Here is a 24,810-nt window from a genome sequence, read left to right as displayed (position 1 = left end):
GCGGCTGAAGCCGCTCCTACAAAGGCGGGTTGCCCTGTGGCTTACGGATCCAACCAGCCGCGTTCCACCGCGGCCTGCACGTCCTGCGGCGTGTCCAGGTCCAGCGCCAGCGCCGGGGCGACGATGCAGCCGAGGCTGTCCGGTGCCATCGCCTCGAACAACCCGCGCAGCCCCTGGTCGCCGCCCAACGGCAATGCGTGCCAGCACGCCTGCGCCACCACCGCCGGCATGCCGCGCACGCCGGCGTAGGCGCTGACCGCACAACCGGAGGTGGCGCGCCGCGACGCGGCCAGCAGATCCTGCAAGTGCGCCGCCTCCAGCGCCGGCTGATCGCAGCCCAGCACCAGGCTGTGGGTGATCGACGCATCGCCGTGCAATGCCTCGCGTAGACAAGCCAGGCTGCCGCCCATGCCGGTCGACCAATCGCGATTGACCACGATCTCCACCGGCAGGTCGTCCAGCGCCTGGCGCAGCGCCTCGGCCTGCGCACCCAGCACCACCACGCAGCGGGCCGGCGACGAGGCCAGCGCCAGCCGTGCCGCGCGCCGCAGCAAGGGCTCGCCATCGCGGGTCAGCGCCTGCTTGGCATGGCCGAGGCGGCGGCTGGCACCGGCGGCGAGAATCAGCGCGGCATGCGCGTCGCTCATCGCGCCGCACCCCGCGCGCTGTCGGCACGCAACGGCGCGAGCGGGGCCGACGCGACATCACCGCCGTGCAGGCGGGTCACGCTGCAACGATTCGGTTCGTGAATGGTGCTGACCTGCTGCACGTCGCGGATGCCTTGCAATTGCGCGGCGATGCTCAGCGCGATCGCCTCCGCGCCGCTGCCGCCGAGGCGCAACCCGATCGGCGAATGCAGCCGCGGCAACAGTTGCGCGTGCTGCTGCGGGCGCAACAGCCGGAACAGGTCCTCGCGCCGGCGCGCCGGCCCCAGCAGCCCCAGGAACGGGATCGCGCTCGCCGCCAGCGTCTCCAACGCCTCGCGGTCCAGCTCGAAATGATGGTGCATCACCAAGGCCGCGTCGCTGTCGGCGCAAGCGTCCAGCGCACGGGTCGGCGTGCACGCCAAGGCCTGGTCGGCCAGCGCCGCCTGCGCCGCCCAGCGCGGACGCTGTTCCACCAGCGTGGTCATCCAGCCCAGTTGCCGCAGCAGCGGCAGCAGCATGGCGGTTTCCGGGCCGGCGCCGAACACGCTGACCCGCGGCGGCGGCGGCACCTGCACCTGGCCGCTGCAAGCCGCCGCGCCAGCCCATGCCTGGCACCGCAAACGCCACTGCAAGGTTTCGCCGGCCACCGCCGCGACGATGCCGCCATTGGCGTCCAGCGCCAGGCGCAACGCTCCGCGCCGCTGCAGCCACGCCTGCGCCAGGCGTTCGAACCCGGGCAAGGCGCGCAACGGCAGCAAGGCCAGATGCAGGCGGCCACGGCAGCCCACCGCCGAACCGGACAGCAGGTCCTCGTCGTCGCGCGTGTCGATGTCCATCCAGGCCAGTTCACCCGCGACTGCCGCGGCCGCCGCGCAACGCGCGATCTCCGGCTCCAGGCAACCGCCGCTGAGCCAGCCCTGCTGCGCGCCGTCGGCGCCGAACAGCGCCACCGCGCCGGCATGCGCGTAGGTGGAGCCTTCGGTGGCCATTACCACCGCCAGCACCGCAGGCGCGCGCTCACGGCAGGCGACGATGGCAGCGTGGAAACAGTGTCTGGCAGCGGACATGCGGCGGCACAGGCTGGGGGGGAACCCGCAGCCTAAGCAGCGGCCTGTGGTGACGAGGTGACTTGGCGGCGACGAAAGCGCGATGGCGCCACCGCGCACGCTCGCGGCGCGGCGCGGCAAACCAGCAGGATTATGCAATCGGCATTACGCGGCGCCGCGCATCATCTGCATCGCTGCTTTCGACGCGGGAACTGCAATGGACGCTCACACGACGCACACCGGCATCGCCGATCCTGTCAGGCGGCGCCTGCTGCTCGGCGCCGCCGCATTGACCGCCCTGCCCCTGGCAGGCATCGCCGCACCGGGCCGAACCGGCCTTTCCCCCACGCCTGCGGCCAGCCCGCACGCCCATCAGGACACCACCATGCCCAGCATTACCACGCAAGACGGAACCGAACTCTTCTACAAGGACTGGGGCACCGGCCAACCCATCGTGTTCCATCACGGCTGGCCGCTCAGCGCCGACGACTGGGACGCGCAGATGCTGTTCTTCGTCGCCCAAGGCTACCGCGTCATCGCCCACGACCGCCGCGGCCATGGCCGTTCCACGCAGACCACGAACGGCAACGACATGGACACCTACGCCGCCGACGTGGCCGCGCTGGCCAAGCATCTGGACCTGAAGAACGCGATCCACGTCGGCCATTCCACCGGCGGCGGCGAAGTGGCGCGCTATGTCGCCAAGCACGGCGCCGGCCGCGTGGCCAAGGCGGTGCTGATCGGCGCGGTGCCGCCGATCATGCTCAAGACCGAAAACAATCCGGGCGGCCTGCCGATGGACGTGTTCGACGGCTTCCGCACCCAGCTCGCGGCCAACCGCGCGCAGTTCTACAAGGAGGTGCCGGTGCCGTTCTACGGCTACAACCGCGACGGCGCCAAGATCTCGCAGGGCGCCATGGACAACTGGTGGCGGCAGGGCATGATGGGCGGCGCCAAGGCCCACTACGACTGCATCAAGGCGTTCTCGGAAACCGACTTCACCGAGGACCTGAAGCAGATCGACGTGCCGGTACTGATCCTGCACGGCGACGACGACCAGATCGTGCCGATCGCCGACTCGGCGCTGCTGTCGGCCAAGCTGGTCAAGCACGCCACGCTGAAGGTCTACAAGGGCTACCCGCACGGCATGTGCACCACTCACCCGGACGAGATCAACCAGGATCTGCTGGCCTTCTTCAAGGCCTGATCCGCTCGCCGGCGCACGCAACGCGTGTGCGCCGGCAGTTGCACGGCGGCCAGCATGGGGCTGCGCTGCGCGCTGCGCACGCAGCAAGCGCGGCAATGCCAGCGCGATGCACGGTTCCATGATCCGCACCACGAACCACGTGAGCGACAGGGCGCGCAGCGCCGGCGCTATTGCAGATGAAACCGCTCGAAGCGCTGCAGCGCCGCGTCGATCGCCGCCTTCAGCGCCGGCCGCTGCGGTACCAGCCAGGTCCATTTCTGGATCAGCAGCCTGCCCGCCTGGCGATCCATCTTCAGATCCAGCGCGGCGACGATGCGGTCGCCGACCAGCACCGGCAGCGCGAAGTAGCCGAGCACCCGCTGCGGTGCCGGCACATAGGCCTCGAAGCGGTGTTCGTAGCCGAAGAACTGCTGCAGCCGCTTGCGCTGGATCAGCAACGGATCGAACGGCGACAGCAGCTGCGCGAGGGAATCGTCCGGCAGCGGCGGCGCATGCTCCAGCAGCGCCGGCGCAGCCCACAGCGCGGCCTGCTCCTGGCCCTGCAGATGCACCGGGACCAGGCGTTTGGCGGCGACCGCCGCAGCGATCAGCGCGCGCACCGCGGGCTTGGCGCCGGCATCGCCGTAACAGATCGAGTCCACACCGACCAGGCCCTGCGCGCGCAGCGCGCGCTCCAGCAGATAGCGCGCGTACTGCACGTCGCTGGCCGGGCGCGGGCGCCGGCTCCAGCCGAAATGGCGCGCGGCCAGGTCGTAGGTCTTGAGCATGCCGCTGCGCTGGCTGACCACCAGGTCGCCGCTGAAGAAGCCGTAGCGCAACGCCGCGCGCGACGGCTTGCGGCTGCCCCACGGATGGGTCTTCTCGACCAGCACGTCGTCGTCGATATCGCGGATCGACAACGGCCCGTCGTTACGGATGCGCCGCAGCAACCTGGCGTAGTCGGCCGGATCGATCTTGCCGGCCGCGTCCGCCTGGGCACGGTAACTCGCCATCTGCGCCACGTACATGCGGTAGTCGGCGATCGGCACATAGGCCAGCGCATGCGTCCAGTATTCGAACACCGACTTGTCCTGCGCCTGCGCCTGTTCCAGATCCTGCTTGCGATAGGCGGGAATGCGGCTGTACAGCACGTGGTGGTGGCTGCGTTCGATCACGTGGATGGTGTCGATCTGCACGTAGCCCAGGTGCGCGTTGGCCTGCCGCACCGCCTCGGCGCCCGCGCCGAACGGCGCCGGGGTAGTCAGCCGCTGCGCATCCAGCCACAGCGCACGCGCCCGCGCGGCGGCGATCGGCACAGAGGCGGTGCATGTGTTCGGCATCGGGATGGCACTCCGGCAAGCGCAAGGCGTCGCAGAGCATAGCAATGCCGGCGACGCGCGAGCGCGCGTGCAAACGCCTGCGTGCGTCGCCGCAACTGGGCGAAGCGTGGCGCCGCTGCAGCTGCACGCGAGCCGCGGCATCCCCCGTTCGCATGCCGTCGGCCGACCAGGACATGCCCCGCCCGCGAACGGCGACGACACCCCGCCCTCCCCGCTCATCCGGGCGCTTGCCAATTGCATGCATATGCACGTACTTTGCGAAACATGGACGACACCGCACCCTGCCGCTGCACCTGTTTCCTGCTGCGCCGCGCCGCGCGGCGTACCTCGCAGGTCTACGACCGCGAGCTGAGCGCGGTGGGGCTGAGCCTGAACGAGTATTCGATCCTGCGCCGCGCCGGCACCGCGCAGCAGCTCGGCGCGCTGGCCGAGCGCCTGGGCATGGACCGCAGCACGCTGTCGCGCAATCTCAAGCCGATGCAGGCGGCCGGCTGGATCGAGCAACGCCGCAGCGACGATGCGCGGCAGAAGCTGGTGGTGGTCAGCGCCGCCGGTCGGCGCCTGCTCAAGCGCGCGCTGCCGCATTGGGAACGCGCGCAGGCACGGATCGACGCGCTGGCCGGCGATGCGGCCATCGACGCCCTGCACCGCCAACTGCGGCAGCTGGAACGCGCGCTGTGCGCCGAACGCGAGGACGCCGCCGCATGAGCGCCGCGGCGCCGCACGCGCAGGCCAGCCGCCACTGGGGCCTGCTGATCATCGCCTCGGCGACGCTGATGCTGACCATGGGCGCGCGCCAGACCACCGGCCTGTTCGTCGAGCCGATCCACCGCAGCAGCGGCGTCGGCATCGCCGCGATCAGCTTCGCGCTGGCGGTCGGCCAGTTCGTGTGGGGCGCGGTGCAGCCTGTCTTCGGCGCCATCGCCGACCAGCGCGGCCCGCTGCCGGTGCTGTGGCTGGGCGGAGTGTTGCTGGCGCTGGGCCTGGGGCTGGCACCGTGGCTGCAGAGCGAATGGGGCCTGATCGTCAGCCTGGGCCTGCTCGCCGCGGCCGGCGCCGGTGCCGGCAGTTTCTCGGTGCTGATCGGCGCCACCGCGCATCGCATCGCGCCGGAACAACGCTCGTTCGCCGCCGGGTTGATCAACGCCGGCGGCTCGCTCGGCCAGTTCCTGTTCGCGCCACTGGTGCAATGGATGATCGGCGCCGCCGGCTGGGCGATGGCGATGACCGGCATGGCCGCGTTGTCGCTGCTGACCCTGCCGCTGGCCTGGCCGCTGCGCCGCAAGGGCCAGGCGCAGGCGGCGACCGCGACGGCGGCCGCGCCGGACGGCGGGCTGCGCGCGCAGTTGCGCATCGCCCTGCGCGACCGCAGCTACTGGTGCCTGCACCTGGGCTTTTTCACCTGCGGCGTGCACATCGCGTTCCTGGTGACCCATCTGCCCGGGGAAATCGCGTTGTGCGGGCTGGCGCCCAGCGTGTCGGCGATCGCCATCGCGCTGATCGGCCTGTTCAATGTCGCCGGCAGCCTGATCGCCGGCAAGCTCGGCGAACGCGTGCGCATGAAGTGGCTGCTGCTGGCGATGTACGCCAGCCGCGCAGTACTGATCGCCCTGTACCTGGTCGCGCCACCGACGCCGCTGACCTTCTACCTGTTCGCCGCCGCGCTCGGTTTCACCTGGCTGGCGACGGTCCCGCCCACCGCCGGCCTGATCGGCAAACTGTTCGGGCCGCGCTACTTGGGCACGCTGTTCGGCCTGACCCTGCTGTCGCACCAGATCGGCGGCTTCTTCGGCGCCTGGCTCGGCGGCGTGGCGCTGGAGCGCTTCGGCAACTACCAGTGGATGTGGTACGCCGACATGGCCCTGGCCGTGGCCGCGGCGCTGGTCAATCTGCCGATCCGCGAACAGCGTCCGCTTGCGGCCGCACGCCCCGCCTAGGGCCTGGCGGCGACGCGCCGGCGCGTTGCCGGCGCAGGATTCGCCTGCGCGCGATAGCCGCGCACGAACAACGCCACCGCGCTTTCCACGCAATGCGCGCCCGGCCGCTGCGGCGCGCTCGGCTCGCCGGTCAGCAAGCCGCGCAACGCCGATGCGCTGGCGATCAATGCGAAGAACTGCGCGGACGCCTGCGCCACATCGGCGATCGCCAGCGTGCCCTGCCGGATCTCGGCGCGCAGCAACCGCTGCATGGCGCGATCGTAGCGCGCGAAACACAGGTCCCAGTACGTCTCGGCGCGCTGCAGCGACACCTGCGTGGACAGCGCGAGCATGCGCTGGATGGCCTGCAGCATCGGCGCGGCGGTCATCGCCATCAGGTCCTGCGCCACCGCCGTCAGCCGCAGCTGCAGCGGCCCGCCGATGGCGAGCAGCGCATCCCAGCGATCCGGCATCTCGCTCGCCATCGCGTCCACCGTGGCCTGGAACAGCGCGTCCTTGCTGGCGAAATGCGCATAGACGGTGGCCTTGGACACGTCCGCGCAGGCGGCGATGGCATCCATGTTGGTGTGGTCGAAGCCGTTGCGGGAGAACAGCCGCCGCGCCGCGTCCAGGATCGCGGCGTGCTTTTCGCGCGTCGCGCTCCGCTCGCCACGCCGCCGCGCCGGTGCCGGCGCGGACACCTGGCGCGGCACCGCTAGCGCCCCGTCGAGGCCGTCGCGTCCGTGGACGCGGCCATCTCCACCCAGCCGCCGCCCAGCGCCTTGTAGAAGGTCACCAGGTTGGTGAAGCGCGACAGCCGCGTGTCGATCAGGGTCTGCTCGGCGGCGTACAGCGTGCGCTGCGCATCCAGTGCGCCGAGGTAGCTGTCCACGCCGCGTTCGAAGCGCGCCTGCGACAGCCGGTAGCTGTCGGCGGACGCATCCACCAGCGCCTGTTGCGCCTGCAGCTGGCGGCCCAGCGTGCTGCGTTCGGCCAGCGCATCGGAGACCTCGCGGAACGCGGTCTGGATCGCCTTCTCGTAGGTGGCCACGTCGATGTCGCGCTGCACCTTGGCGACATCGAGATTGGCGCGGTTGCGGCCGCCGTCGAAGATCGGCAACGAGATGCTGGGCGCGAAGCTCCAGCTGCCCGAGCCGCCCTTGAACAGCCCGGACAGGCCGGCGCTGGCGCTGCCGGCCGAAGCCGTGAGGCTGATGCTCGGATAGAACGCGGCACGCGCCGCGCCGATGTTGGCGTTGGCCGCCTGCAGGGTGCGCTCGGCCTGCAGGATGTCCGGGCGGCGCTGCAGCAGTTCCGACGGCAGCCCCGCCGGAATGCCGGCCAGGATGTTGGCGTCGGCGCTGGCGCTGTCCGGCAGCGCGGTCGGCAGCAGCTCGCTCGGCACTTCCGTGCCCGCCAGCAGGCGCAGCGCATTGCGATCCTGCGCCACCTGCGCGGTGTAGCGTTCCACGTCCACCCGCGCGCTTTCCACCGTGGTCTGCGCCTGCCGCAGGGTCAGCGCCGAGGCCGCGCCGAGTTCGAAACTGCGCTGTTGCAGCCGGTAGCTCTCGCTCTGGCTGCTCAGCGTGTCCTGCGCCAGGCGCAGCAGATCCTGGTCGGCGGCCAGGGTCAGATAGGCCGTGGCGACCTGCGCGATCAGGCTGATGTGGGTACTGCGCTGCGCCTCGGTGGTGGACAGGAACTGCTGCAGCGCCTGTTCCTTGAGGCTGCGCACGCGGCCGAACAGATCCAGCTCGTAGGCGCTGATGCCGAGCGTGGCGCTGTAGCTGTGCGCCACCAGCGGTTGCCCGGTGCCGGACAGGTCGCCCGGCGTGCGCGAGCCGTTGCCGCTGCCGCCCAGGTCCACGCCCGGCGCAAGGTCGGCGCGCTGCACCCGGTACTGCGCCCAGGCCTGGTCGATGTTGAGCGCGGCCACGCGCAGGTCGCGGTTGTTGTCCAGCGCCAGCTCGATCACCTGCTGCAGCTTGGGATCGGTGAACACCGCGCGCCAGCCGATGTCGGCGACGGGGACGGCATCGGTCTGCGCGCCGCTGTCGGCAGCGGCGCCGTCGAACTGCGCCGGCACCGGCGCAGCGGGGCGCTCGTAGGCCGGCATCAGGCTGCAGCCGGCGAGCAAGGTGGATACCGCCAGCGCCAGCGGGGTCAGGATCGAACGGGACATGTCAGGCTCCTTCCGCGACGCGCGCGGCGGACGGGTCGTCGGGGTTGCCGGCGCGGCGCTTGAACAGGCCGCACACCAGTACGAAGAAAAGCGGCACGAAGAAGATCGCCAGGATCGTGCCGGACAGCATGCCGCCGATCACCGCGGTGCCCAGCGCGTGCTGCGCGCCGGAGCCGGCGCCGCTGCCCAGCACCAGCGGCACCACGCCGAGGATGAACGCCAGCGAGGTCATCAGGATCGGCCGCAGGCGCATGCGCGCCGCTTCCAGCGCCGACTCCAGCAGGCTCTTGCCGCTCTCGTGCAGCTCGCGGGCGAACTCCACGATCAGGATCGCGTTCTTGCACGCCAGGCCGATGGTGGTCAGCAGCCCCACCTGGAAGTACACGTCGTTCATCTTCCAGGTCAGGATCGCGCCGAGCAGCGCGCCGAACACGCCCAGCGGCACCACCAGGATCACCGCGAACGGGATCGCCCAACTCTCGTACAGCGCCGCCAGGCACAAGAACACGATCAGGATCGACAGCGCGTACAGCATGCCGGTCTGGCCGCTGGACGCCTTCTCCTGCCGCGACAGGCCGGTCCACTCGTAGCCGATGCCCGGCGGCAGCTTGGCCGCCGCGGCCTCGACGATGGCCATCGCTTCGCCGCTGGACGCCGCGCCCGGCAGCGCCATGCCCAGGATCTCCACCGACGGCACGCTGTTGTAGCGCTCCAGCCGCGGCGAGCCCATGCTCCAGCTGGCCTTGGCGAAGGAACTGAAGGCGACCATGGTGCCGGCGCTGTTGCGCACGTACCAGCGGTCGATGTCCTCCGGCAGCATGCGGTACGGCGCATCGGCCTGCAGCATCACCTTCTTGACCCGGCCCTTGTCGATGAAGTCGTTGACGTAGGTGCTGCCCCAGGCGCTGGAGAACGTGCCGTTGATGTCGGCAATCGACAGCCCCAGCGTCTCGGCCTTGTGCGGATCGATATCCAGCCTGAACTCGGGCGTGTCCTCCTGCCCGTTCGGGCGCACTGCGACCAGCCGCTTGTCCTGCGACAGCTCGGCCAGCAACTGGTTGCGCGCCTGCATCAGCGCGTCGTGGCCGAGATTGGCGCGGTCCTGCAGCATCAGGTCGAAGCCGGTGGCATTACCCAGTTCCGACACCGCCGGCGGCGCGAACGCGAACACCCTGGCGTCGCGGATGCCGGCGAAGAACTTGCCGGCCTTGGCCGCCACATCGGTCACGCTCTGGCCCTTGCCGGTACGTTCGTCCCACGGCCGCAGCTTGACGAAGGCCAGGCCCTGGTTCTGCCCGCTGCCGGCGAAACTGAAACCGGACACGGCGAACACGCCGGCGACCGAGTCCTTCTGCTCGACCAGGAAATGCTGCTCGACCTGGCGGATCACCGCATCGGTGCGCGCGGCGGTGGCGCCCGGCGGCAACTGCACCAGCACGAACAGCGTGCCCTGGTCCTCGTCCGGCAGGAACCCGACCGGCAGCTTCATGAAGCCGACCACCACCAGCGCCAGCACCACCGCGTAGGCGATCATGTAGCGCCAGCCCTTGCCCAGCATGTGCCGCACCGCGCCCTGATAGCGGCCGTTGCCACGGTCGAACACGCGGTTGAACCAGCCGAAGAAGCCGGTGGTGGCCATGCCGTGCTGCTTGGCCGGCTTGAGCAGGGTCGCGCACAGCGCCGGGGTCAGCACCATCGCCACCAGCACCGACAGCGTCATCGCCGCGACGATGGTGATCGAGAACTGGCGGTAGATCACGCCGGTGGAGCCGCCGAAGAACGCCATCGGCACGAACACCGCCGCCAGCACCAGGGCCACGCCGACCAGCGCGCCGGTGATCTGCCCCATTGACTTGCGCGTGGCTTCCTTCGGCGGCAACTGCTCCTCGTTCATCACCCGCTCGACGTTCTCCACCACCACGATCGCGTCGTCCACCAGCAGGCCGATCGCCAGCACCATCGCGAACATGGTCAGCGTGTTGATGGTGTAGCCGAACACGGCCAGCACGCCGAAGGTGCCCAGCAGCACCACCGGCACGGCGATGGTCGGGATCAGCGTGGCGCGGAAGTTCTGCAGGAACAGGTACATCACCAGGAACACCAGCACCACCGCCTCGATCAGGGTGCGCACCACCTCTTCGATCGAGATGCGCACGAACGGCGTGGTGTCGTACGGCTTCTGCACCTTCATGCCCGGCGGGAAGAACTTCTCCTGCTCGGCCATGCTGGCGTCGATCGCCTTGACCGTGTCCAGCGCGTTGGCGCCGGTGGCGAGCTTGATCGCCAGGCCGGCGGCGGGCTTGCCGTTGTAGCGGCCGACGGTGTTGTAGCTCTCGCTGCCCAGCTCGATCCGGGCCACGTCGCGCAGGCGCACCTGCGAGCCGTCGGACTGCGTGCGCAGCAGGATGTCCTCGAACTCGGCGGCGGTCTTCAGCCGCGTCTGCGCGGTGATGGTCGCATTGAGCTGCTGGTTGGCGGCCGCCGGCAGCGCGCCGAGCTGGCCGGCGGAGACCTGCGCGTTCTGCGCCTGGACCGCGGTCTTCACGTCCAGCGGGGTCAGGCTGAAGTTGCTCAGCTTGTTCGGGTCCAGCCAGATCCGCATCGAATACTGGGAACCGAACAAAGTGGTGTCGCCGACGCCTTCGACGCGGCTGATCGCTTCCTGCACGTTGGCGGCCACGTAATCGGACAGGTCCGAATCGCTCATGCTGCCGTCTTCGGAGGTGAAGGCCAGCACGTTGAGGAAGTTGGTCGCCGACTTGGTCACGGTCACGCCCTGCTGCTGCACCTCTTGCGGCAGCAACGGCGTGGCCAGCGACAGCTTGTTCTGCACCTGCACCTGCGCGGTGTCCGGGTCGGTGCCGTTGTCGAAGGTCAGGGTGATGGTGACCTGGCCGCTGGACTCGCTGGTGGAGGCCATGTAGCTCAGGTGGTCCAGACCCTTCATCTTCTGCTCGATGACCTGGGTGACGGTGTCCTCGAGGGTCTTGGCCGAAGCGCCCGGATAGTTGGCGGTGATCGCCACGGCGGGCGGGGCGATGCTCGGGTATTGCGCGATGGGCAAGGTGGCGACGGAAAGGATGCCGGCCAGCATCACGATGATGGCCAGCACCCAGGCGAAGATCGGGCGGTCAATGAAGAAACGTGCCATGACGGTCTAGCGCCTCAGTTGGCCGCGCGCGGCGCGGCCGCGGCGGGTGCGGCGGCGGCAGGCGCGCCCGCGGCGGTCGGCTTCGGCTGCCACGGCACGGTCTTGACGGTGACCCCGGGCTGCGCCCGCGACTGGCCTTCGACCACCAGTTGCTCGCCGGGCTTGAGCCCGCTGCGCACCAGCCATTGGTCGCCGACCGCACGGTCGGTCTCCAGCACGCGCAACTGCAGCTTGTGGTCGCTACCGACCACGTACGCGGTCGGCTTGCCGGCGCCGTTGCGCGACACCGCGCGCTGCGGCACCAGCACGCCGTCGTCCTTCACCCCTTCCTGCAGCACCGCGCGCACGTACATGCCGGGCAGCAGGTCCGCGTTCGGATTCGGGAACACGGCGCGCAAGGTGATCGAGCCGGTGTTCTGGTCGACGGTGACGTCGGAGAATTCCAGCCGTCCCTGCAGCGGATACGGGCTGCCGTCTTCCAGCAGCAGGTTCACCTTGGCCGCATTGGTATCGGCCTTTTCCAGCTCGCCGCTGGCCAGCGCCTGCCTGAGCCGCAGCAGCGAAGCGCTGGGCTGGGTGACATCGACGTAGATCGGGTCCAACTGCTGGATGGTGGCCAGCGCGGTCGACTGGCTGGCGGTGACCAGCGCGCCGGCGGTCACGCTGGACTTGCCGATGCGCCCGGAAATCGGCGCATCCACCCGCGCATAGGCCAGGTTGATGCGCGCGCTCTCCACGTTGGCCTTGGCCGCGGCGACGTCCGCCTCGGCCTGGCCCAGCGCGGCATCGGCATCGTCGTCGTCCTGCTTGCTGATCGCCGACACCTTGACCAGTTCGCGGTAGCGCTCGGCCTTCAGCCGCGCGGTGCGCAGCGTCGCCTGTGCCTTGCCCAGCGCGGCCACGTAGCTGTCGTAGGTGGCGCGGTAGCTGGACGGGTCGATCTGGTACAGCGTCTCGCCGGCCTTGACCTCGCCGCCTTCGCGGAACTTGCGCACCTGGATGATGCCGTTCACCTGCGGCCGCACGTCGGCGATCAGGTACGGCAGCGTGCGCCCGGGCAACTCGGTGGTCAGGGTGACCGGCCGCGTGGCGACGGTGACCACGCCCATCTCCGGCGTGCCCTCCTGCGGCGGCGGGCCGCCCGGGGGCGAACCGCATGCGCTCAACAGCGAGGTGGCCGCCACGGCCAGGGCCAGCGATAGACGAGAGGACAGGACAGGACGCACGGGAATCTCCGGGTGGGAACGCAGGGAGGCTGAAGGAATCTAAACGGTACGGTTCGGTATACTATTCGTGCAATTCGGCGCCGTCAATCATTTCTGCCCTCCCGGTATACTTAAGCGCCCTTCCCCATGGCACAGCGATGCGCGTCAGGACCGAAGCCAAACGCGAAGCGATCGTCGAAGCGGCGGCCGCGGTGTTCCTGGAGGCCGGTTTCGAGGGCGCCTCGATGACCCAGATCGCCACCCGCGCCGGAAGCTCCAAACGCACCCTGTACGGCTATTTCCCGTCCAAGGAGGAATTGTTCGTGGCGGTGGCGCACAGCGTCGCGGAACAGTTCATGGATCCGATCCTGGCCGCGCTGATGCAGACCCAGGACGATCTGCCCACGGCATTGCAGCGCCTGGGCGAAGACGCCCTGGCGTTCCTGTGTTCGGCGCAGTCGGTGCAGGTCTGGCAGACCATCATCGGCGTGTCGGGCCGCTCGGACATCGGCCTGCTGTTCTTCGAGAGCGGCCCCGACCAAGGCATGAGCCGGCTGGGCACGTTCCTGCAGGAACAGATGGAGCAGGGCCGCTTGCGCCGTGCCGACCCGATCGCCGCCGCTCGCCACCTGGCCGGCCTGCTCGAAGCGGAAACGCTGATGCCCTGCCTGTTCGGAGTGCTGAAGAACCCGACGCCGGAGTATCTGCGCGAGGCGACGCGGCGCGCGCTGCAGGTGTTCTTCGGCGGGTATGGGGCGTAGCTGGAGCGCCAACAGGCGCATCTGTAGGAGCGGCTTCAGCCGCGACAGGCATTACCGATAGAGCCTGTCGCGGCTGAAGCCGCTCCTACAGGTCAATCGCAATCGCACACACGCCCGCGCAATGTGCATCGTTCACTCGCCACGGTACTGACTCTCCGACACCGGCTCCAGCCAGGTCACCGGCGAACCGTCCACCGCTTCGGCGATGGCGATGTGGGTCATCGCCACCTGCGCGCTGGCGCCGTGCCAGTGCTTGACCCCCGGCGGAATCCACACGATGTCGCCGGGGCGGATCTCCTGCGCCGGCTTGCCCCATTCCTGCACGTGGCCGACGCCGGCGGTGACGATCAGGGTCTGCCCCAAGGGATGGGTATGCCAGGCGGTGCGCGCGCCCGGCTCGAAACTGACCGTGGCGCCGCCCACGCGCGCCGGCGCCTCGCCCTGGAACGGCGCATCGATGCGCACCGTACCGGTGAAATAGGCCGCCGGGCCGACCGCCGACGCGGCGCTGCCGGCACGGGCGATCCTGATCGGCTTGGCGTCATCGTCGGGAACCGCAGCGGCCATCATCGACAGCGACATGGCAGTGGCGAACAGGCTCATCGGAATCTCCTTGCATGGACGTCTGCAGCGACTGTAGGCGCGCGGCGCCGGCGGCACTAGCCCACACCGGGTACATGCCGCCATAAGCGCCGCTCATCAATCGTCCGACGTCGTTGCAGCAAAGCCGCGCGATCGCCGATGACGACCGCAGCGCCGGGCGCGACCAACCGACCGCGCTTCGTCGGCACCTGGCGCCGTCCATCCGACCATGCCGTCGCCGGTCGGGAGGCGCATGCGTGCGCGGACGTGGCGCAGCAACACTGCGCGCACCCATCCCAGCGACCTCTTTCATGCACCCGACCGCCGCCCGCCAGGCACACGTTGCCACTCCCGCCGCAGCCACGCGCGCTGCGTCCAGCCAAGGCCGACCGGCACTGGCCGCGATCCGGTTGCTGCGCGGTGCCGCGGCGCTGTGGCTGTGCATCGCCGTCGCCGGTCAGCTCCTGTTCGCCGCCTACGTAGCCGGCTTCTACGGCCGCGCCACGCTGGCCGGTACACCGGAGCGCTGGAACCGGGTGTTGGCGCATGGCTACGTCGCCGGCGACCACGTGTTCAACGCGGTGCTTGCGCTGCACTTGTTGCTCGCCGTGGTCATCGTGCTGGCCGGTGCGGCGCAGCTGTTGCCCGCCCTGCGCCGGCATGCGCCGGCCGTGCATCGCTGGAACGGGCGCGCCTACATGCTGTGCGCGATCGCGTTGAGCCTGGGCGGCCTGGCGATGATCTGGGTGCGCGGCGGTGCCGCCGGCGACCTCGGACAGCATCTGGGCACCAGCTTCAACGCGCTGCTGATCGTCGTGTTCGTGGCCATGGCCTGGCGCAGCGCGCGCAGCGGCCGCCTGGCGGCGCATCGGCGCTGGGCGCTGCGGCTGTTCCTGGCGGTCAGTGGGGTCTGGTTCTTCCGGGTCGGCCTGATGTTCTGGCTGGCGATCAACCAAGGCCCCGCAGGATTCGATCCGGACCGTTTCGTCGGCCCGGCGCTGACCACGCTCGCGTTCGCGCAGACGCTGCTGCCGCTGGCGGTGCTGGAACTGTACCTGCGCGCGCTCGACAGCCGGCGGCGTGCGCTGCACTGGCTGGCAGCCTCGACCCTGGCGCTGATGAGCCTGGCCACCCTGATCGGCACCGTCGCCGCCGCCGCAGGCATGTGGTGGCCGATGCTGCGGCCTGCCTGAGAACGTGCCGCCGCTCGCCGAGCAAATCGCGCCGCGCCCCGGTTATCCTCGCGCCCATGTCCCGCACCGTTCCGCTCTCCGCAGCGCAACGCGCGCCCGCGCTGCTGAGCTGGGCGCGCATCGTGCCCGTGTGCGCCATCTCGGGCGCGCTCGGATTGCTGCTGAGCCTGAGCTGGGATTCCACGCTCTCGGCGCTGTGCCGCAGCTTCGCGTTGGGCGCCGCGGCGCTGCTGGCCTACGCCGCGTTCGAACGCTGGCCGCGCCGGCTGCCTGCATGGCTGGCACGCTGGGTGCTGCAGGTGCTTGGCGTCGCGCTCGCCATCCCGCTGACCACGCTGCTGCTCTACGTCGGCCTGACCAAGGCCGGTGCGCCGCCGTTCTGGCAGGACCAGGAGCGGCTGTCCGGTTTCCTCATGCTCACCGTCACCGGCGTGCTGATCGCCCCGTGGACCGCGCTGGCCGCCCTGGTCCGGCAGAAGGACGCGCTGGCGCGGCATCAGGCGCTGGCCTTCGAACTGGAACGCAGCGAACTGGAACGCCAGGCGCTGGATGCGCGCCTGCAGTTGCTGCAGCGCCAGGTCGCACCGCATTTCCTGTTCAACACCCTGGCCAACGTGCAGGCGCTGATCGACATCGGCTCGCCCAGGGCGGCGGACCTGATGCGCAGCCTGGTCGCCTATCTGCGCGCCGCGGTACCGCGCCTGCACGAATCGACGAACACGCTGGGAGACGAACTGGCGCTGGCGCGCGCCTATCTGGAAGTGATGCACATGCGCATGCCGGATCGGCTGCACTACACGATCGAAGCGGACCCGGCCCTGCACGGCATCCGCTGCCCGACCCTGATGGTGCTGACCCTGGTCGAAAACGCGGTCAAGCATGGGATCGACCCGGCCGAGGACGGCGGCAGCATCGCGATCCGCGCGTGGCGCGACGCCGGCCGCTGCCATCTGCGGGTCGAGGATAGCGGCGCCGGGCTGGGCGCGAGCGCGCACGGCCTGGGAACCGGACTGAGCACCTTGCGCGACCGCCTGTCGCTGAGTTTCGGCGCGGACGCGACCCTGCAGGTGGCGGCGCAGCTGCCGCACGGCACCCGCGCCGACATCGGCTTCCCGCTGACGGCGCAGACCTGATGCAGCCGCCTGCGAGCGCATTGATCGCCGACGACGAGCCGCTGCTGCGCGAAGCGTTGCGGCGCCAGCTCGCGCGGCTGTGGCCGTCGCTGCAGATCGCCGCGGAAGCGCGCAACGGCCGCGACGCGGTGCGCCTGTTCGAACAGCACCAGCCACGGATCTGTTTTCTCGATATCCAGATGCCGGGGCTGTCCGGGGTGCAGGCTGCGCAGCAGATCGGCCGCCGCGCGCATATCGTGTTCGTCACCGCCTACGACGACTACGCGGTGCAGGCCTTCGCCGAAGGCGCGCTGGATTATCTGGTCAAGCCGGTGCAGGACGCGCGTCTGGCCGATACGGTCGAGCGCCTGCAACAACGGCTGCAGGCCGCGCAGCCGGCCGCCGATATCGCCGAGCAGTTGCGGCGCCTGGCCGCGCAGCTGTTGCCGCCGGAACGCCCCGCGCCGCTGCGCTGGCTGCATGCGCAGGCCGGCAACACGCTGCGCCTGATCCCGGTGGAGGCGATCGACTACCTGCGCTCGGACAGCAAATACACCTGCGTGGCCTGGCGCAACGAGGCCGCACAGGCCTGCGAGGCGATCGTCGCCACCCCGCTCAAGGAACTGGCCGCGCAACTGGATCCCGCGTGCTTCCTGCAGGTGCACCGCTCGGTGGTGGTCAACCTGCACGCGATCGAGCACCTGGTCCGCCACGACAACGAAACCGCGCAGATCCATCTGCGCGGGCGCCAGGAGACGCTGCCGGTCAGCCGCAGCTATCTGCCGCTGTTCCGCGCAATGTAGCGATCGCGTCGAAGCGGGACGCTTCGCGACCGCTGCAGATGCATCAGCCCCTTGCCGCAAGGATCGCCAAAGAACAGCGCCAGCCAGCAAGCCGGAAGCGGCGGGCTCCTGCAGCATTGCCATTGCGCATGCACAGCGAATGCCGCGGTGCAGCATTGCAATAACCGTATAACCGCCGCGATTTAAATCATTGGTCGTGCGCGAAGCGCGGCGCCTATCCTCGCCCCTGCGCTCGCGCCGCGACATCGTTTGCGGCCCTGCGCGACAACGCCGCAACCCGCGCGACAGCTGCGGTGTTGCAGCGCAGGCACACGCCCGCGCGTGCCCGACGACAGACCCCGCAACAGCGTAGAGGACACACCCATATGGCAGGACCGATGGGGCCGGCGGCTCCGCTCTCCCACTCCGCACCGCTCGCCGGCAACGCGCCGTCCTACCGCGCCGCGCTGTCGCTGCTGGCCTCGCTGTTCTTCATGTGGGGCTTCATCACCGTCATCAACAACACGCTGCTGCCGCACCTGCGCAGCGTGTTCGAGCTGAGCTACACCCAGGCCACGCTGATCGAGTCGGTGTGGTTCATCGCCTACTTCTTCGCCTCGCTGCCGTCGGCCAAGCTGATCGAACGGATCGGCTACCAGCGCGCGCTGGTGATCGGCCTGGGCATCATGGCGCTGGGCGCGCTGGGCATGATCGCGGCCGCGCGGCTGGTTTCCTACGGCATCACCCTCGGCTCGCTGTTCGTGATCGCCAGCGGCATCACCTTGCTGCAGGTCGCGGCCAATCCCTATGTTGCGGTGATCGGCAGCGCGGACACCGCCTCGGCGCGGCTCAACCTGGTGCAGGCGTTCAACTCGGTCGGCACCACGCTGGCGCCGCTGTTCGGCGGTTACCTGATCCTCGGCCGCTCGGCCTCGGGCACCGCCAAGGGCGATGCGGTGCTGACCCAGGCCGAACGCCTGGCCGACGCGCAGTCGGTGCAGTTGCCCTACCTGATCGTCGCCGTGGTCCTGGTGCTGCTGGCCGTGGTCATCGCCCGCTTCAAGCTGCCCGCGCTCGGCCAGGCCACCCAGCGCGCCACCGGCGCGCAGCGCGCCAGCCATTCGCTGTGGCGGCACCGCAACCTGGTGCTCGGCATCCCGGCCATCTTCATCTACCTGATCGCCGAGATCGGCGTGTCCAACCTGTTCATCAATTTCGTGTCGCAGCCGCAGATCGGCAACCTCACCCATGAGCAGGCGTCGCACTACCTGTTCCTGCTGTGGGGCGGGATGATGGTGGGGCGCTTCGCCGGCAGCGCGCTGATGCGCCGCATCGCGCCGGAAACCGTGCTGGCGCTGTTCTCGATCGGCGCGTTCGTGGTGGTGCTGCTGACCGTGTTCACCACCGGCCACGTCGCGATGTGGTCGCTGATCGCGGTGGGCCTGTTCCACTCGATCATGTTCCCGACCATCTTCACCCTCGGCATCAAGGGCCTGGGTCCGCTCACCGAGGAAGGCTCCGGCCTGCTGATCATGGCCATCGCCGGCGGCGCATTGGTGGTGGTGCAGGGCTGGCTGGCCGATCACGTCGGCCTGCAACAGGCCTTCCTGCTGACCGCCGCGTGCGAGTTGTACGTGCTGTTCTACGCGCTGTGGGGCGCGAAGACGCCGCCTGCACCCGCAGCCTAGCCGCACGCAGGCGGCCCTGCGGCGATTTGCCGTTCGACCGCGGCGGCATCGCCGCGGCTGCTCCGCCGGGCAGCCAGCGACCGCGCCGACAGCGCGCCGATTGCTCACATATCCCAAGCAAAAACAATAGTTTGCGCTAACAAAAAGCGCTTGTCGCGGCACCCTGGAATGGGTACGCTGCGGCGGTCGAAAGAGAGCAGGCCGGATGGTAGCCCGGCCGTCGCCGCATCCAGCGGCGACATCTCAGCCAATCGGGCACCCGCGACACCAGCCACCGGCAGCGCCGGTCGATGCGGGTGTGTCCGATGGGTCTCTCGCAGGTCTCCCGGCACGCCTTCTTTGTCACAGAGGAAGCGAGCATGCACAAGACGACCTATCCGATTCCCGGCACGCACGAGGCGCACGCCTTCGCCGCGCCGCTGCAGCGCGCGCGTCCTGCGCCGATGCGCGACGCGGCCGACACGGCGCGGCCGCGCTGGCAACGCGACACGCTGGCGGACCTGTTGATCTGGCGCTGCGATGTCGTCACCGGGAACGCGGAGCTGCCTGCACTGCTGCTCGCGGCGTGGCTGCCCAAGCGGACGCGGACCTGGGAATGGGAAGTCATCGATCCGCGCGGCGATACCACCCTGGCCGAGGGCAGCAGCGTTTCGGTTGCGCTCGCACAGGCGGCGGCCGAAGCGTGGACGCGGCTGCGCTTCGGCGATGTGCTGGAGCATGGCTGAGGCGGGCGGCGGATCCTCGGCACGCCGGTGCAAGGGCTCGAATCTGCGTCGGATCGCAACGTCCGACGCTACGCCAAGTCGGCGTTCCCTGACGGTTTGCTTGCGTCAGCCGACGCCATCCGCGATCCACTGCAGCGGCGGCGGCGAGGCCTCAGGCGATCGGCAGGCAGCGCTTCGTGGCGTCGCGGGCAGCTACGGCCGCACAACATTTCCGGAAGCGCAGCGCCCTACCCCGCGCAGCGCGCGCACAGCCCATGCACTTCCAGGGTCTGCGCCTGCGGCTGGAAGCCCAGCGCCTTGGCGCGCTGTTCCAGTTGCGCGACCACGTCGCGGTCCTCCAGTTCGACCGCGCTGTGGCAGCGATCGCAGATCAGGAACGGCACCGAGTGCTGGGCGCTGCTGGGGTGGTGGCAGGCGACGAAGGCGTTGACCGACTCGAGCTTGTGCACGAAGCCGTTGGCCATCAGGAAATCCAGCGCGCGGTACACGGTGGGCGGCGCATCGGCGCCCACGCTCTTGCCCTCGCGCACCCATTCCAGCAGGTCGTAGGCCTTCACCGGCCGCCCCGCCTCGGCGATCAGGCGCAGCACGTTGGCGCGGATCGGGGTCAGCCGCAGCCCGCGTTCGCGGCTCACCCGCTCCACCACCTTGACGAAGTCGTCGGCGTCGTGGACGTGGTGGTGCGGCTCGGTGCAGGCGGTCTTCTTGCTGGACATGGGCTTCTCCGGGGAATCAGCTTCCCGCTGGGATCTTGATGAGCGCGGCATCGATACGTTTCAAGGCCTGCTCGCGCCCGGCCAGGTACACGGTGTAGGAGATGTCCGGGCTGACCTGGGTGCCGGTGATGGCCACGCGCAGCGGCTGCGCCACCTTGCCCATGCCGATCTCCAGCGCCGCGGCGGCGTCGTGCAGCGCGGCGGACACGCCGTCCACGCTCCACTGCCCCAGCGCGGCCAGCAGCTCGCGCGCCTTGCCCAGCGCCAGTTCGGCGCCCGGCTTCAGGTGCTTGGCCACCGCCGCCTCGTCGTAGGTCTCCAGCGGCCGGTACCAGACCACCGCCTTCTCGGCCATTTCCTTCAGCGTCTGCACGCGCTCGCGCAGCGCCACTACCACGTCGGCCGCGGCCGGGCCGGCGGCGGGATCGATGCCGAGCTTGGCCAACTGGTCCTCCAGCTGCGGCGCGATCGTGGCCGGGTCGTCGGTCTTGAGATAATGCTGGTTGACCCAGCCGAGCTTGGCCATGTCCAGCCGCGCGGCCTTGGAGTTGACGTCCTTGACGTCGAACAGGTCGATCAATTCCTGGCGGCCGAACAGTTCCTGGTCGCCGTGCGACCAGCCCAGCCGCGCCAGGTAGTTGATCAGCGCGTGCGGCAGGTAGCCGGCGTCCTTGTACTGCATCACGTCGGCCGCGCCGGTGCGCTTGGACAGCTTGGCGCCCTGCTCGTCCAGGATCATCGGCATGTGCGCGAACTTCGGCACCGGCGCGCCCAGCGCTTCGTAGATGTTGATCTGGCGCGGGGTGTTGTTGATGTGGTCGTCGCCGCGGATGACCTCGGTGATGCCCATGTCCCAGTCGTCCACCACCACCGCGAAGTTGTAGGTGGGGTAGCCGTCGGGGCGGAAGATCACCATGTCGTCGAGTTCGCTGTTGGCGATCTCGATGCGGCCCTTGATCAGGTCGTCGAACACCACGCTGCCGCCGACCGGGTTCTTGAAGCGGATCACCCGGTTCGGGTCGTCGCGGTAGGCCAGGTTCTGCTCGCGCGCGGCGCCGTTGTAGCGCGGCTTTTCCTGCTTGGCCATGGCCGCCTCGCGCATCGCGTCGAGTTCCTCGCGGGTTTCGTAGGCGTAGTAGGCCTTGCCGGCAGCGAGCAGCTGTTCGGCCACTTCCTGGTAGCGGGCGATGCGCTGGGTCTGGTAGACCGGGCCTGCGTCGTAGTCCAGGCCGAGCCAGTCCATCGCTTCCAGGATGGCGTCGATCGCCGCCTGGGTGCTGCGCTCGCGGTCGGTGTCCTCGATGCGCAGCACGAACTCGCCGCCGCGGTGGCGCGCCTCCAGCCAGCAGTACAGCGCGGTGCGCGCGCCGCCGATGTGCAGGTAACCGGTGGGACTGGGGGCGAAACGGGTGCGGCAGGCCATGGAACGCTCGGAGCAAACGGGAATCGGGCGATTTTACCCCGCCGTGCCCGACGGTGCCCGGAGGCGGTGCCGTGCCTGAGCTTTTCCATTGTAGGAGCGGCTTCAGCCGCGACAGGCACTACCGGCAACGCCTGTCGCGGCTGAAGCCGCTCCTACAAAAGACCTGAACCTTGGCGATTCACCCGGGGCCACGATTCGGACAGGCGCTAGCGCAGCAGATCGCCGTGCACGACGCACTCGCCGTCGCTGCGCGCCGGTCCCGGCGCGTCGTACAGCACCAGCCAGCTCGGCACGCCGCCGGACAGCGCCGGCGGCAGGTTGCACAGCGCTTCGGCGCGGTCGCTGTCCTCGCCGTGCGGCAGCGCCAGCGACTTGACCAGCTCGCGCTGGAACCGCACCGGTTCGCGGTTGGCGGTCAGCGCCGCGCGCGCGCCGGGCCAGCGGAACAGGCGGATCTCGCCGTTCAGCACCATGGTCGGGCCGGCCAGCAGGTACAGGTCCTGGCCGTGGAAATGCAGGTCGCGCACGCCCAGCCCGCCCAGTTGCAGGAAATGCTTGCGCAGCAAGGTGCCCTCCGCGTCCAGCGGCACCAGCCGCAGATGGTCGTGATGCGCCTCCACCTCAATCTCCAGCAGTCCGGCCCAGCCGCGCAGCACCGGGCCGCGCAGGCCCAGCAGCAGGCGCTGGCGGTCCACCGCCATGCCTTCGATATCGAAGCCGTTGTCCTTGCCGGGGATCTTCAGATAGGCGCCGAAATGCGCATCGTCTTCGAGCAGTGCGGTGAGCTGGTTGTGCTTGGCATCGCCCTTCAGCCGCAGCGCGCGGCGACCGTCGGCCGCTTCGCGGACCAGCTGCGGCGCGCCGTCGGCATCGCGCTCGATCGGCAGGCAGGCGAGCAGGCGCCGGTTGGCGTCGAGCTTGAGCTTGGCCAGGCGCTTGCCGTTGGCGGCATCGTCGCGGTCGGGCTTGGCGTTCTTGCGCTTCATGCCGTGCGAGCCGACCACCCACAGGTAGCCGGGCGACAGCGCCATGCCTTCCAGGTCGGCCTCCTCGTCGTGGTCGCCGGGCAGGTCGAGCAGTTCGCCGAGTGCGAAGCTGCGGCCTTCGCCGAAGCGCAGCGCCTCGCCGCCGACCGGCGCCAGCGCGTGCAGGCGATCGACCGCGCAGGCTTCGTCGCCGGCCACCCACAGCCAGTCGTCGGTAAAGGCGGCGCCGGACAGATTGGCGTGGACCAGCGCGCCGGGCGCGAATTCCAGGCGCACGGCGTGCGGCAGCAGGGTCTTGGGCATGGGGCGACGAGCCGGGTAGCGGAGCGGAGGCGACAGCAGAGCGCATCGTGCGTTCGGATGGCGTGTGTTGCGCAACGCATGCGGCGGTGGCGGATGGCGACCGCACGTTCGTGCGAGGCGGTCTTTGCCATGGTCACGGCGCGTGGGCGCTGGCTCAGCGCCGTTCGGCATGTCGGTGAGCGTCTTGGGCGCAACGCCACGCTAGCGGCGGCGCTGCACCAGGCGGATGGCGCTGGCGCGGCAGCGGTGACGGCCTGCCGAGTCCAGCGCCTGCGCATGGATCGACGAGGCGGCTACTCGAAGCCGCCCAGCTCCGCGCGCACGATGGCCGGCGCCAACTGACCGCGCCAGTCGCGGTCGTTGGCGACCTGGGCGCGGGTGCGGCTGGCCTCGAACGCGGCGAAATCGAGGTCGGCGAGCGCCCAGACCTGCTCGCCCTGGGTCTGCGCGACGATGCCGTCGGCCGGGAAGCCGGCGTCCATCGGCGCATAGATCGCCGCCTCGCCGGTGTTCACGTCCAGCGCCGGGCTCCACTCGGCCAGGCCGGCGGTCACCGACTGGGCGACGAAGATCCGGTTTTCCAGCGCGCGCGCCAGGCAACCGATGCGCACGCGGGTGGCGCCGGCCTCGGTGTCGGTGCAGCTGGGCACCACCAGCAGCCGCGCGCCGGCCTCGTACTGGGCACGCACCGGCAGCGGGAACTCGCTGTCGTAGCAGACCGCCACGCCGGCGCGCACGTTCTCGCCTGCGGCGAACACCTTCAGCGCGTCGCCGCCGTCGATCAGGCCGGTGGCCTTCTCGAAGCCGGTCAGCTGCAGCTTGTCCTGCCAGCCATGACTGCCGTCGGGCGCGAACCAGTAGGCGCGGTTGCGGTAACGGCCCTCGCCGCTGGCCAGCAGGAAGCTGCCGGCGACCAGATGCAGGCGATGCCGCTGCGCCAGCTGCGCGAACAGCGCCAGGTACTGCGGGTGCAACGCCTGGATCGCCGCCAGCGAGGCCGGCAGGTCCTCGGACACGGCGCTGGCGAAGGTCGCGGCCAGTTCCAGCGACAGGTATTCGGGCAGCACCGCCAGCTGCGCGCCGGCCTGCGCGGCCTGGCCGATCAAGGCCGCCTGCTTGTCGGCGAAGGCGGCGAAATCGACCGGCGCGCCGATCGGGTATTTGGCGACGGCGATCTTCATGCGGCGGGCTCCAGTGGCCGGGTCCAGAAACTCAGGGTATGCAGGATCTCGCCGCGGTCGATTTCGTCCCACGCCAGCTGCATCCGCAGCGACGGCTGGCGGACGTAGCCGCGCTTGTGCCAGAACGCGTCGTTGCCGCGGTAGCCCGGCGGGCGGCGCGGATCGCCGGGATCGCGGTCCACCGCGCAGAACGCGGTCAGCGCGAAGCGGCCGAGCGCGCGCGCATGCGCCTGGCGATGATCGAAGAAGGCATGGCCGACGCCGCGGCCGCGATACGCGGGCAACAGCACCGATTCGCCGAAATAGAACACGTCCGCCACCGCGATGGCGCTGTCGGCGAACGCCGCGCCGAATGCCTCGGCATCGTCGGCGAGCGGCAGCCCGGTGGAGGCACCGACCACGCGCTCGCCGTCGCGGGCCAGCACGAACACGCTGTCGGGCGAGGCGGCATAGGCGGACAGATACTCGCGCTCGTAGTCCAGGTCGCCGGCATACAGATACGGCCAGTCGCGGAACACGGCGATGCGCAGCCGCGCGACATCGTCCAGGAACGGGGCGATCTGCGCGCCGCGCAGGCGCTGGATGGGAAGCGGAGAGTCCATCCGTGAACTCTACCGCAGGCGTTTCCGTGGCGCTGCCGGCTTGGCGATGCCCTGGTCGGTGTTGCTCCTGCGCCGTCCCTGGC

23 protein-coding genes are annotated in these 24,810 nt (G+C 70.0%); 9 read left to right on the top strand and 14 right to left on the bottom strand.

Going from position 1 to position 24,810, the window contains the following annotated elements:
- Nucleotides 1–41: 41 nt before the first annotated feature.
- Together HEP73_RS07645 and HEP73_RS07640 are read right to left on the bottom strand one after the other, a co-directional pair.
- A complete protein-coding gene (locus tag HEP73_RS07645) occupies nucleotides 42–647 on the bottom strand; it encodes a nucleotidyltransferase family protein (RefSeq protein ID WP_185822734.1) in 606 nt (201 codons plus the stop codon).
- Nucleotides 644–1,714, bottom strand: a complete 1,071-nt coding sequence (locus tag HEP73_RS07640) for an XdhC family protein (RefSeq protein ID WP_185822733.1) — start codon at nucleotides 1,712–1,714, stop codon at nucleotides 644–646. The genes HEP73_RS07645 and HEP73_RS07640 overlap by 4 nt, the downstream gene beginning before the upstream one ends.
- A gap of 364 nt (nucleotides 1,715–2,078) precedes the next feature.
- On the opposite strand from HEP73_RS07640, the gene HEP73_RS07635 reads away from it, so the two are divergent.
- Nucleotides 2,079–2,900 (top strand): alpha/beta fold hydrolase, encoded by an 822-nt coding sequence (locus tag HEP73_RS07635; protein WP_185823341.1) that lies wholly within the window; start codon nucleotides 2,079–2,081, stop codon nucleotides 2,898–2,900.
- Between the two features lie 167 nt (nucleotides 2,901–3,067).
- Here HEP73_RS07635 and HEP73_RS07630 read toward each other — a convergent pair whose 3' ends face one another.
- The gene (locus HEP73_RS07630; RefSeq protein ID WP_185822732.1) at nucleotides 3,068–4,219 is read right to left on the bottom strand and encodes a winged helix-turn-helix domain-containing protein; all 1,152 of its coding nucleotides are present in this window, start codon (nucleotides 4,217–4,219) and stop codon (nucleotides 3,068–3,070) included.
- Nucleotides 4,220–4,483: 264 nt separating this feature from the next.
- On the opposite strand from HEP73_RS07630, the gene HEP73_RS07625 reads away from it, so the two are divergent.
- The gene (locus HEP73_RS07625) at nucleotides 4,484–4,927 is read left to right on the top strand and encodes a MarR family winged helix-turn-helix transcriptional regulator (protein ID WP_185822731.1); all 444 of its coding nucleotides are present in this window, start codon (nucleotides 4,484–4,486) and stop codon (nucleotides 4,925–4,927) included.
- A complete protein-coding gene (locus HEP73_RS07620) occupies nucleotides 4,924–6,156 on the top strand; it encodes an MFS transporter (RefSeq protein ID WP_185822730.1) in 1,233 nt (410 codons plus the stop codon). Before HEP73_RS07625 ends, HEP73_RS07620 begins: the two co-directional genes overlap by 4 nt.
- Here the strand turns inward: HEP73_RS07620 and HEP73_RS07615 are convergent.
- From HEP73_RS07615 to HEP73_RS07600, 4 genes are read right to left on the bottom strand one after another with little or no spacing between them, the layout of a single operon-like run.
- Nucleotides 6,153–6,836, bottom strand: a complete 684-nt coding sequence (locus tag HEP73_RS07615) for a TetR/AcrR family transcriptional regulator (protein ID WP_185822729.1) — start codon at nucleotides 6,834–6,836, stop codon at nucleotides 6,153–6,155. The genes HEP73_RS07620 and HEP73_RS07615 overlap by 4 nt on opposite strands.
- Before the next feature lie 14 nt (nucleotides 6,837–6,850).
- Nucleotides 6,851–8,317, bottom strand: coding sequence for an AdeC/AdeK/OprM family multidrug efflux complex outer membrane factor (gene adeC, locus HEP73_RS07610; protein ID WP_185822728.1), 1,467 nt, complete (start codon nucleotides 8,315–8,317; stop codon nucleotides 6,851–6,853).
- A 1-nt stretch (nucleotide 8,318) separates the two neighbouring features.
- Nucleotides 8,319–11,468, bottom strand: coding sequence for an efflux RND transporter permease subunit (locus HEP73_RS07605; RefSeq protein WP_185822727.1), 3,150 nt, complete (start codon nucleotides 11,466–11,468; stop codon nucleotides 8,319–8,321).
- A gap of 14 nt (nucleotides 11,469–11,482) precedes the next feature.
- Nucleotides 11,483–12,694, bottom strand: coding sequence for an efflux RND transporter periplasmic adaptor subunit (locus HEP73_RS07600; RefSeq protein WP_185822726.1), 1,212 nt, complete (start codon nucleotides 12,692–12,694; stop codon nucleotides 11,483–11,485).
- Between the two features lie 137 nt (nucleotides 12,695–12,831).
- Between HEP73_RS07600 and HEP73_RS07595 the strand changes: the two genes are divergently transcribed.
- Nucleotides 12,832–13,434 (top strand): TetR/AcrR family transcriptional regulator, encoded by a 603-nt coding sequence (locus tag HEP73_RS07595; protein ID WP_185822725.1) that lies wholly within the window; start codon nucleotides 12,832–12,834, stop codon nucleotides 13,432–13,434.
- A gap of 132 nt (nucleotides 13,435–13,566) precedes the next feature.
- Here HEP73_RS07595 and HEP73_RS07590 read toward each other — a convergent pair whose 3' ends face one another.
- Nucleotides 13,567–14,037, bottom strand: a complete 471-nt coding sequence (locus tag HEP73_RS07590; RefSeq protein WP_185822724.1) for a (R)-mandelonitrile lyase — start codon at nucleotides 14,035–14,037, stop codon at nucleotides 13,567–13,569.
- A gap of 290 nt (nucleotides 14,038–14,327) precedes the next feature.
- Here HEP73_RS07590 and HEP73_RS07585 point away from each other — a divergent pair, with 290 nt between their 5' ends.
- The 4 genes from HEP73_RS07585 (at nucleotide 14,328) to HEP73_RS07570 (ending at nucleotide 18,791) form a co-directional block, all read left to right on the top strand.
- On the top strand, nucleotides 14,328–15,209 hold the full coding sequence (locus tag HEP73_RS07585; RefSeq protein WP_185822723.1) for a DUF2306 domain-containing protein: 882 nt from the start codon (nucleotides 14,328–14,330) through the stop codon (nucleotides 15,207–15,209).
- A 56-nt stretch (nucleotides 15,210–15,265) separates the two neighbouring features.
- A complete protein-coding gene (locus HEP73_RS07580; protein ID WP_185822722.1) occupies nucleotides 15,266–16,342 on the top strand; it encodes a sensor histidine kinase in 1,077 nt (358 codons plus the stop codon).
- Complete coding sequence (locus HEP73_RS07575) at nucleotides 16,342–17,124, top strand: LytR/AlgR family response regulator transcription factor (protein ID WP_185822721.1); 783 nt, start codon at nucleotides 16,342–16,344, stop codon at nucleotides 17,122–17,124. Before HEP73_RS07580 ends, HEP73_RS07575 begins: the two co-directional genes overlap by 1 nt.
- Before the next feature lie 365 nt (nucleotides 17,125–17,489).
- Nucleotides 17,490–18,791, top strand: coding sequence for a sugar MFS transporter (locus tag HEP73_RS07570; RefSeq protein WP_185822720.1), 1,302 nt, complete (start codon nucleotides 17,490–17,492; stop codon nucleotides 18,789–18,791).
- A gap of 104 nt (nucleotides 18,792–18,895) precedes the next feature.
- Here the strand turns inward: HEP73_RS07570 and HEP73_RS07565 are convergent, their stop codons facing one another.
- Nucleotides 18,896–19,033, bottom strand: a complete 138-nt coding sequence (locus tag HEP73_RS07565) for a hypothetical protein (RefSeq protein ID WP_185822719.1) — start codon at nucleotides 19,031–19,033, stop codon at nucleotides 18,896–18,898.
- Between the two features lie 63 nt (nucleotides 19,034–19,096).
- Here HEP73_RS07565 and HEP73_RS07560 point away from each other — a divergent pair, with 63 nt between their 5' ends.
- A complete protein-coding gene (locus HEP73_RS07560) occupies nucleotides 19,097–19,516 on the top strand; it encodes a hypothetical protein (protein WP_185822718.1) in 420 nt (139 codons plus the stop codon).
- Nucleotides 19,517–19,743: 227 nt separating this feature from the next.
- On the opposite strand, the gene HEP73_RS07555 is transcribed toward HEP73_RS07560, so the two are convergent.
- The 5 genes from HEP73_RS07555 to HEP73_RS07535 all read right to left on the bottom strand — a co-directional run bounded on the left by HEP73_RS07555 (nucleotide 19,744) and on the right by HEP73_RS07535 (nucleotide 24,727).
- Nucleotides 19,744–20,232, bottom strand: a complete 489-nt coding sequence (locus HEP73_RS07555; RefSeq protein ID WP_003472952.1) for a transcriptional repressor — start codon at nucleotides 20,230–20,232, stop codon at nucleotides 19,744–19,746.
- Nucleotides 20,233–20,248: 16 nt separating this feature from the next.
- Nucleotides 20,249–21,655, bottom strand: coding sequence for a glutamate--tRNA ligase (gltX, locus tag HEP73_RS07550; RefSeq protein ID WP_185822717.1), 1,407 nt, complete (start codon nucleotides 21,653–21,655; stop codon nucleotides 20,249–20,251).
- A gap of 206 nt (nucleotides 21,656–21,861) precedes the next feature.
- Nucleotides 21,862–22,944: a DUF3616 domain-containing protein gene (locus tag HEP73_RS07545; protein ID WP_185822716.1), complete on the bottom strand. Its 1,083-nt coding sequence runs from the start codon at nucleotides 22,942–22,944 to the stop codon at nucleotides 21,862–21,864.
- Nucleotides 22,945–23,237: 293 nt separating this feature from the next.
- The gene (locus HEP73_RS07540; protein WP_185822715.1) at nucleotides 23,238–24,125 is read right to left on the bottom strand and encodes a carbon-nitrogen hydrolase family protein; all 888 of its coding nucleotides are present in this window, start codon (nucleotides 24,123–24,125) and stop codon (nucleotides 23,238–23,240) included.
- Entirely contained in the window at nucleotides 24,122–24,727 is a 606-nt protein-coding gene (locus HEP73_RS07535; protein ID WP_185822714.1) for a GNAT family N-acetyltransferase, read from the bottom strand. Before HEP73_RS07535 ends, HEP73_RS07540 begins: the two co-directional genes overlap by 4 nt.
- Between the last annotated feature and the right edge of the window lie 83 nt (nucleotides 24,728–24,810).

Origin of the sequence: Xanthomonas sp. GW (assembly GCF_014236815.1) — a bacterium.
GTDB lineage: Bacteria > Pseudomonadota > Gammaproteobacteria > Xanthomonadales > Xanthomonadaceae > Xanthomonas_A.
The sequence above is the reverse complement of the archived record's forward strand: the minus strand, read 5'-3'. Positions and strand labels throughout refer to the sequence as shown.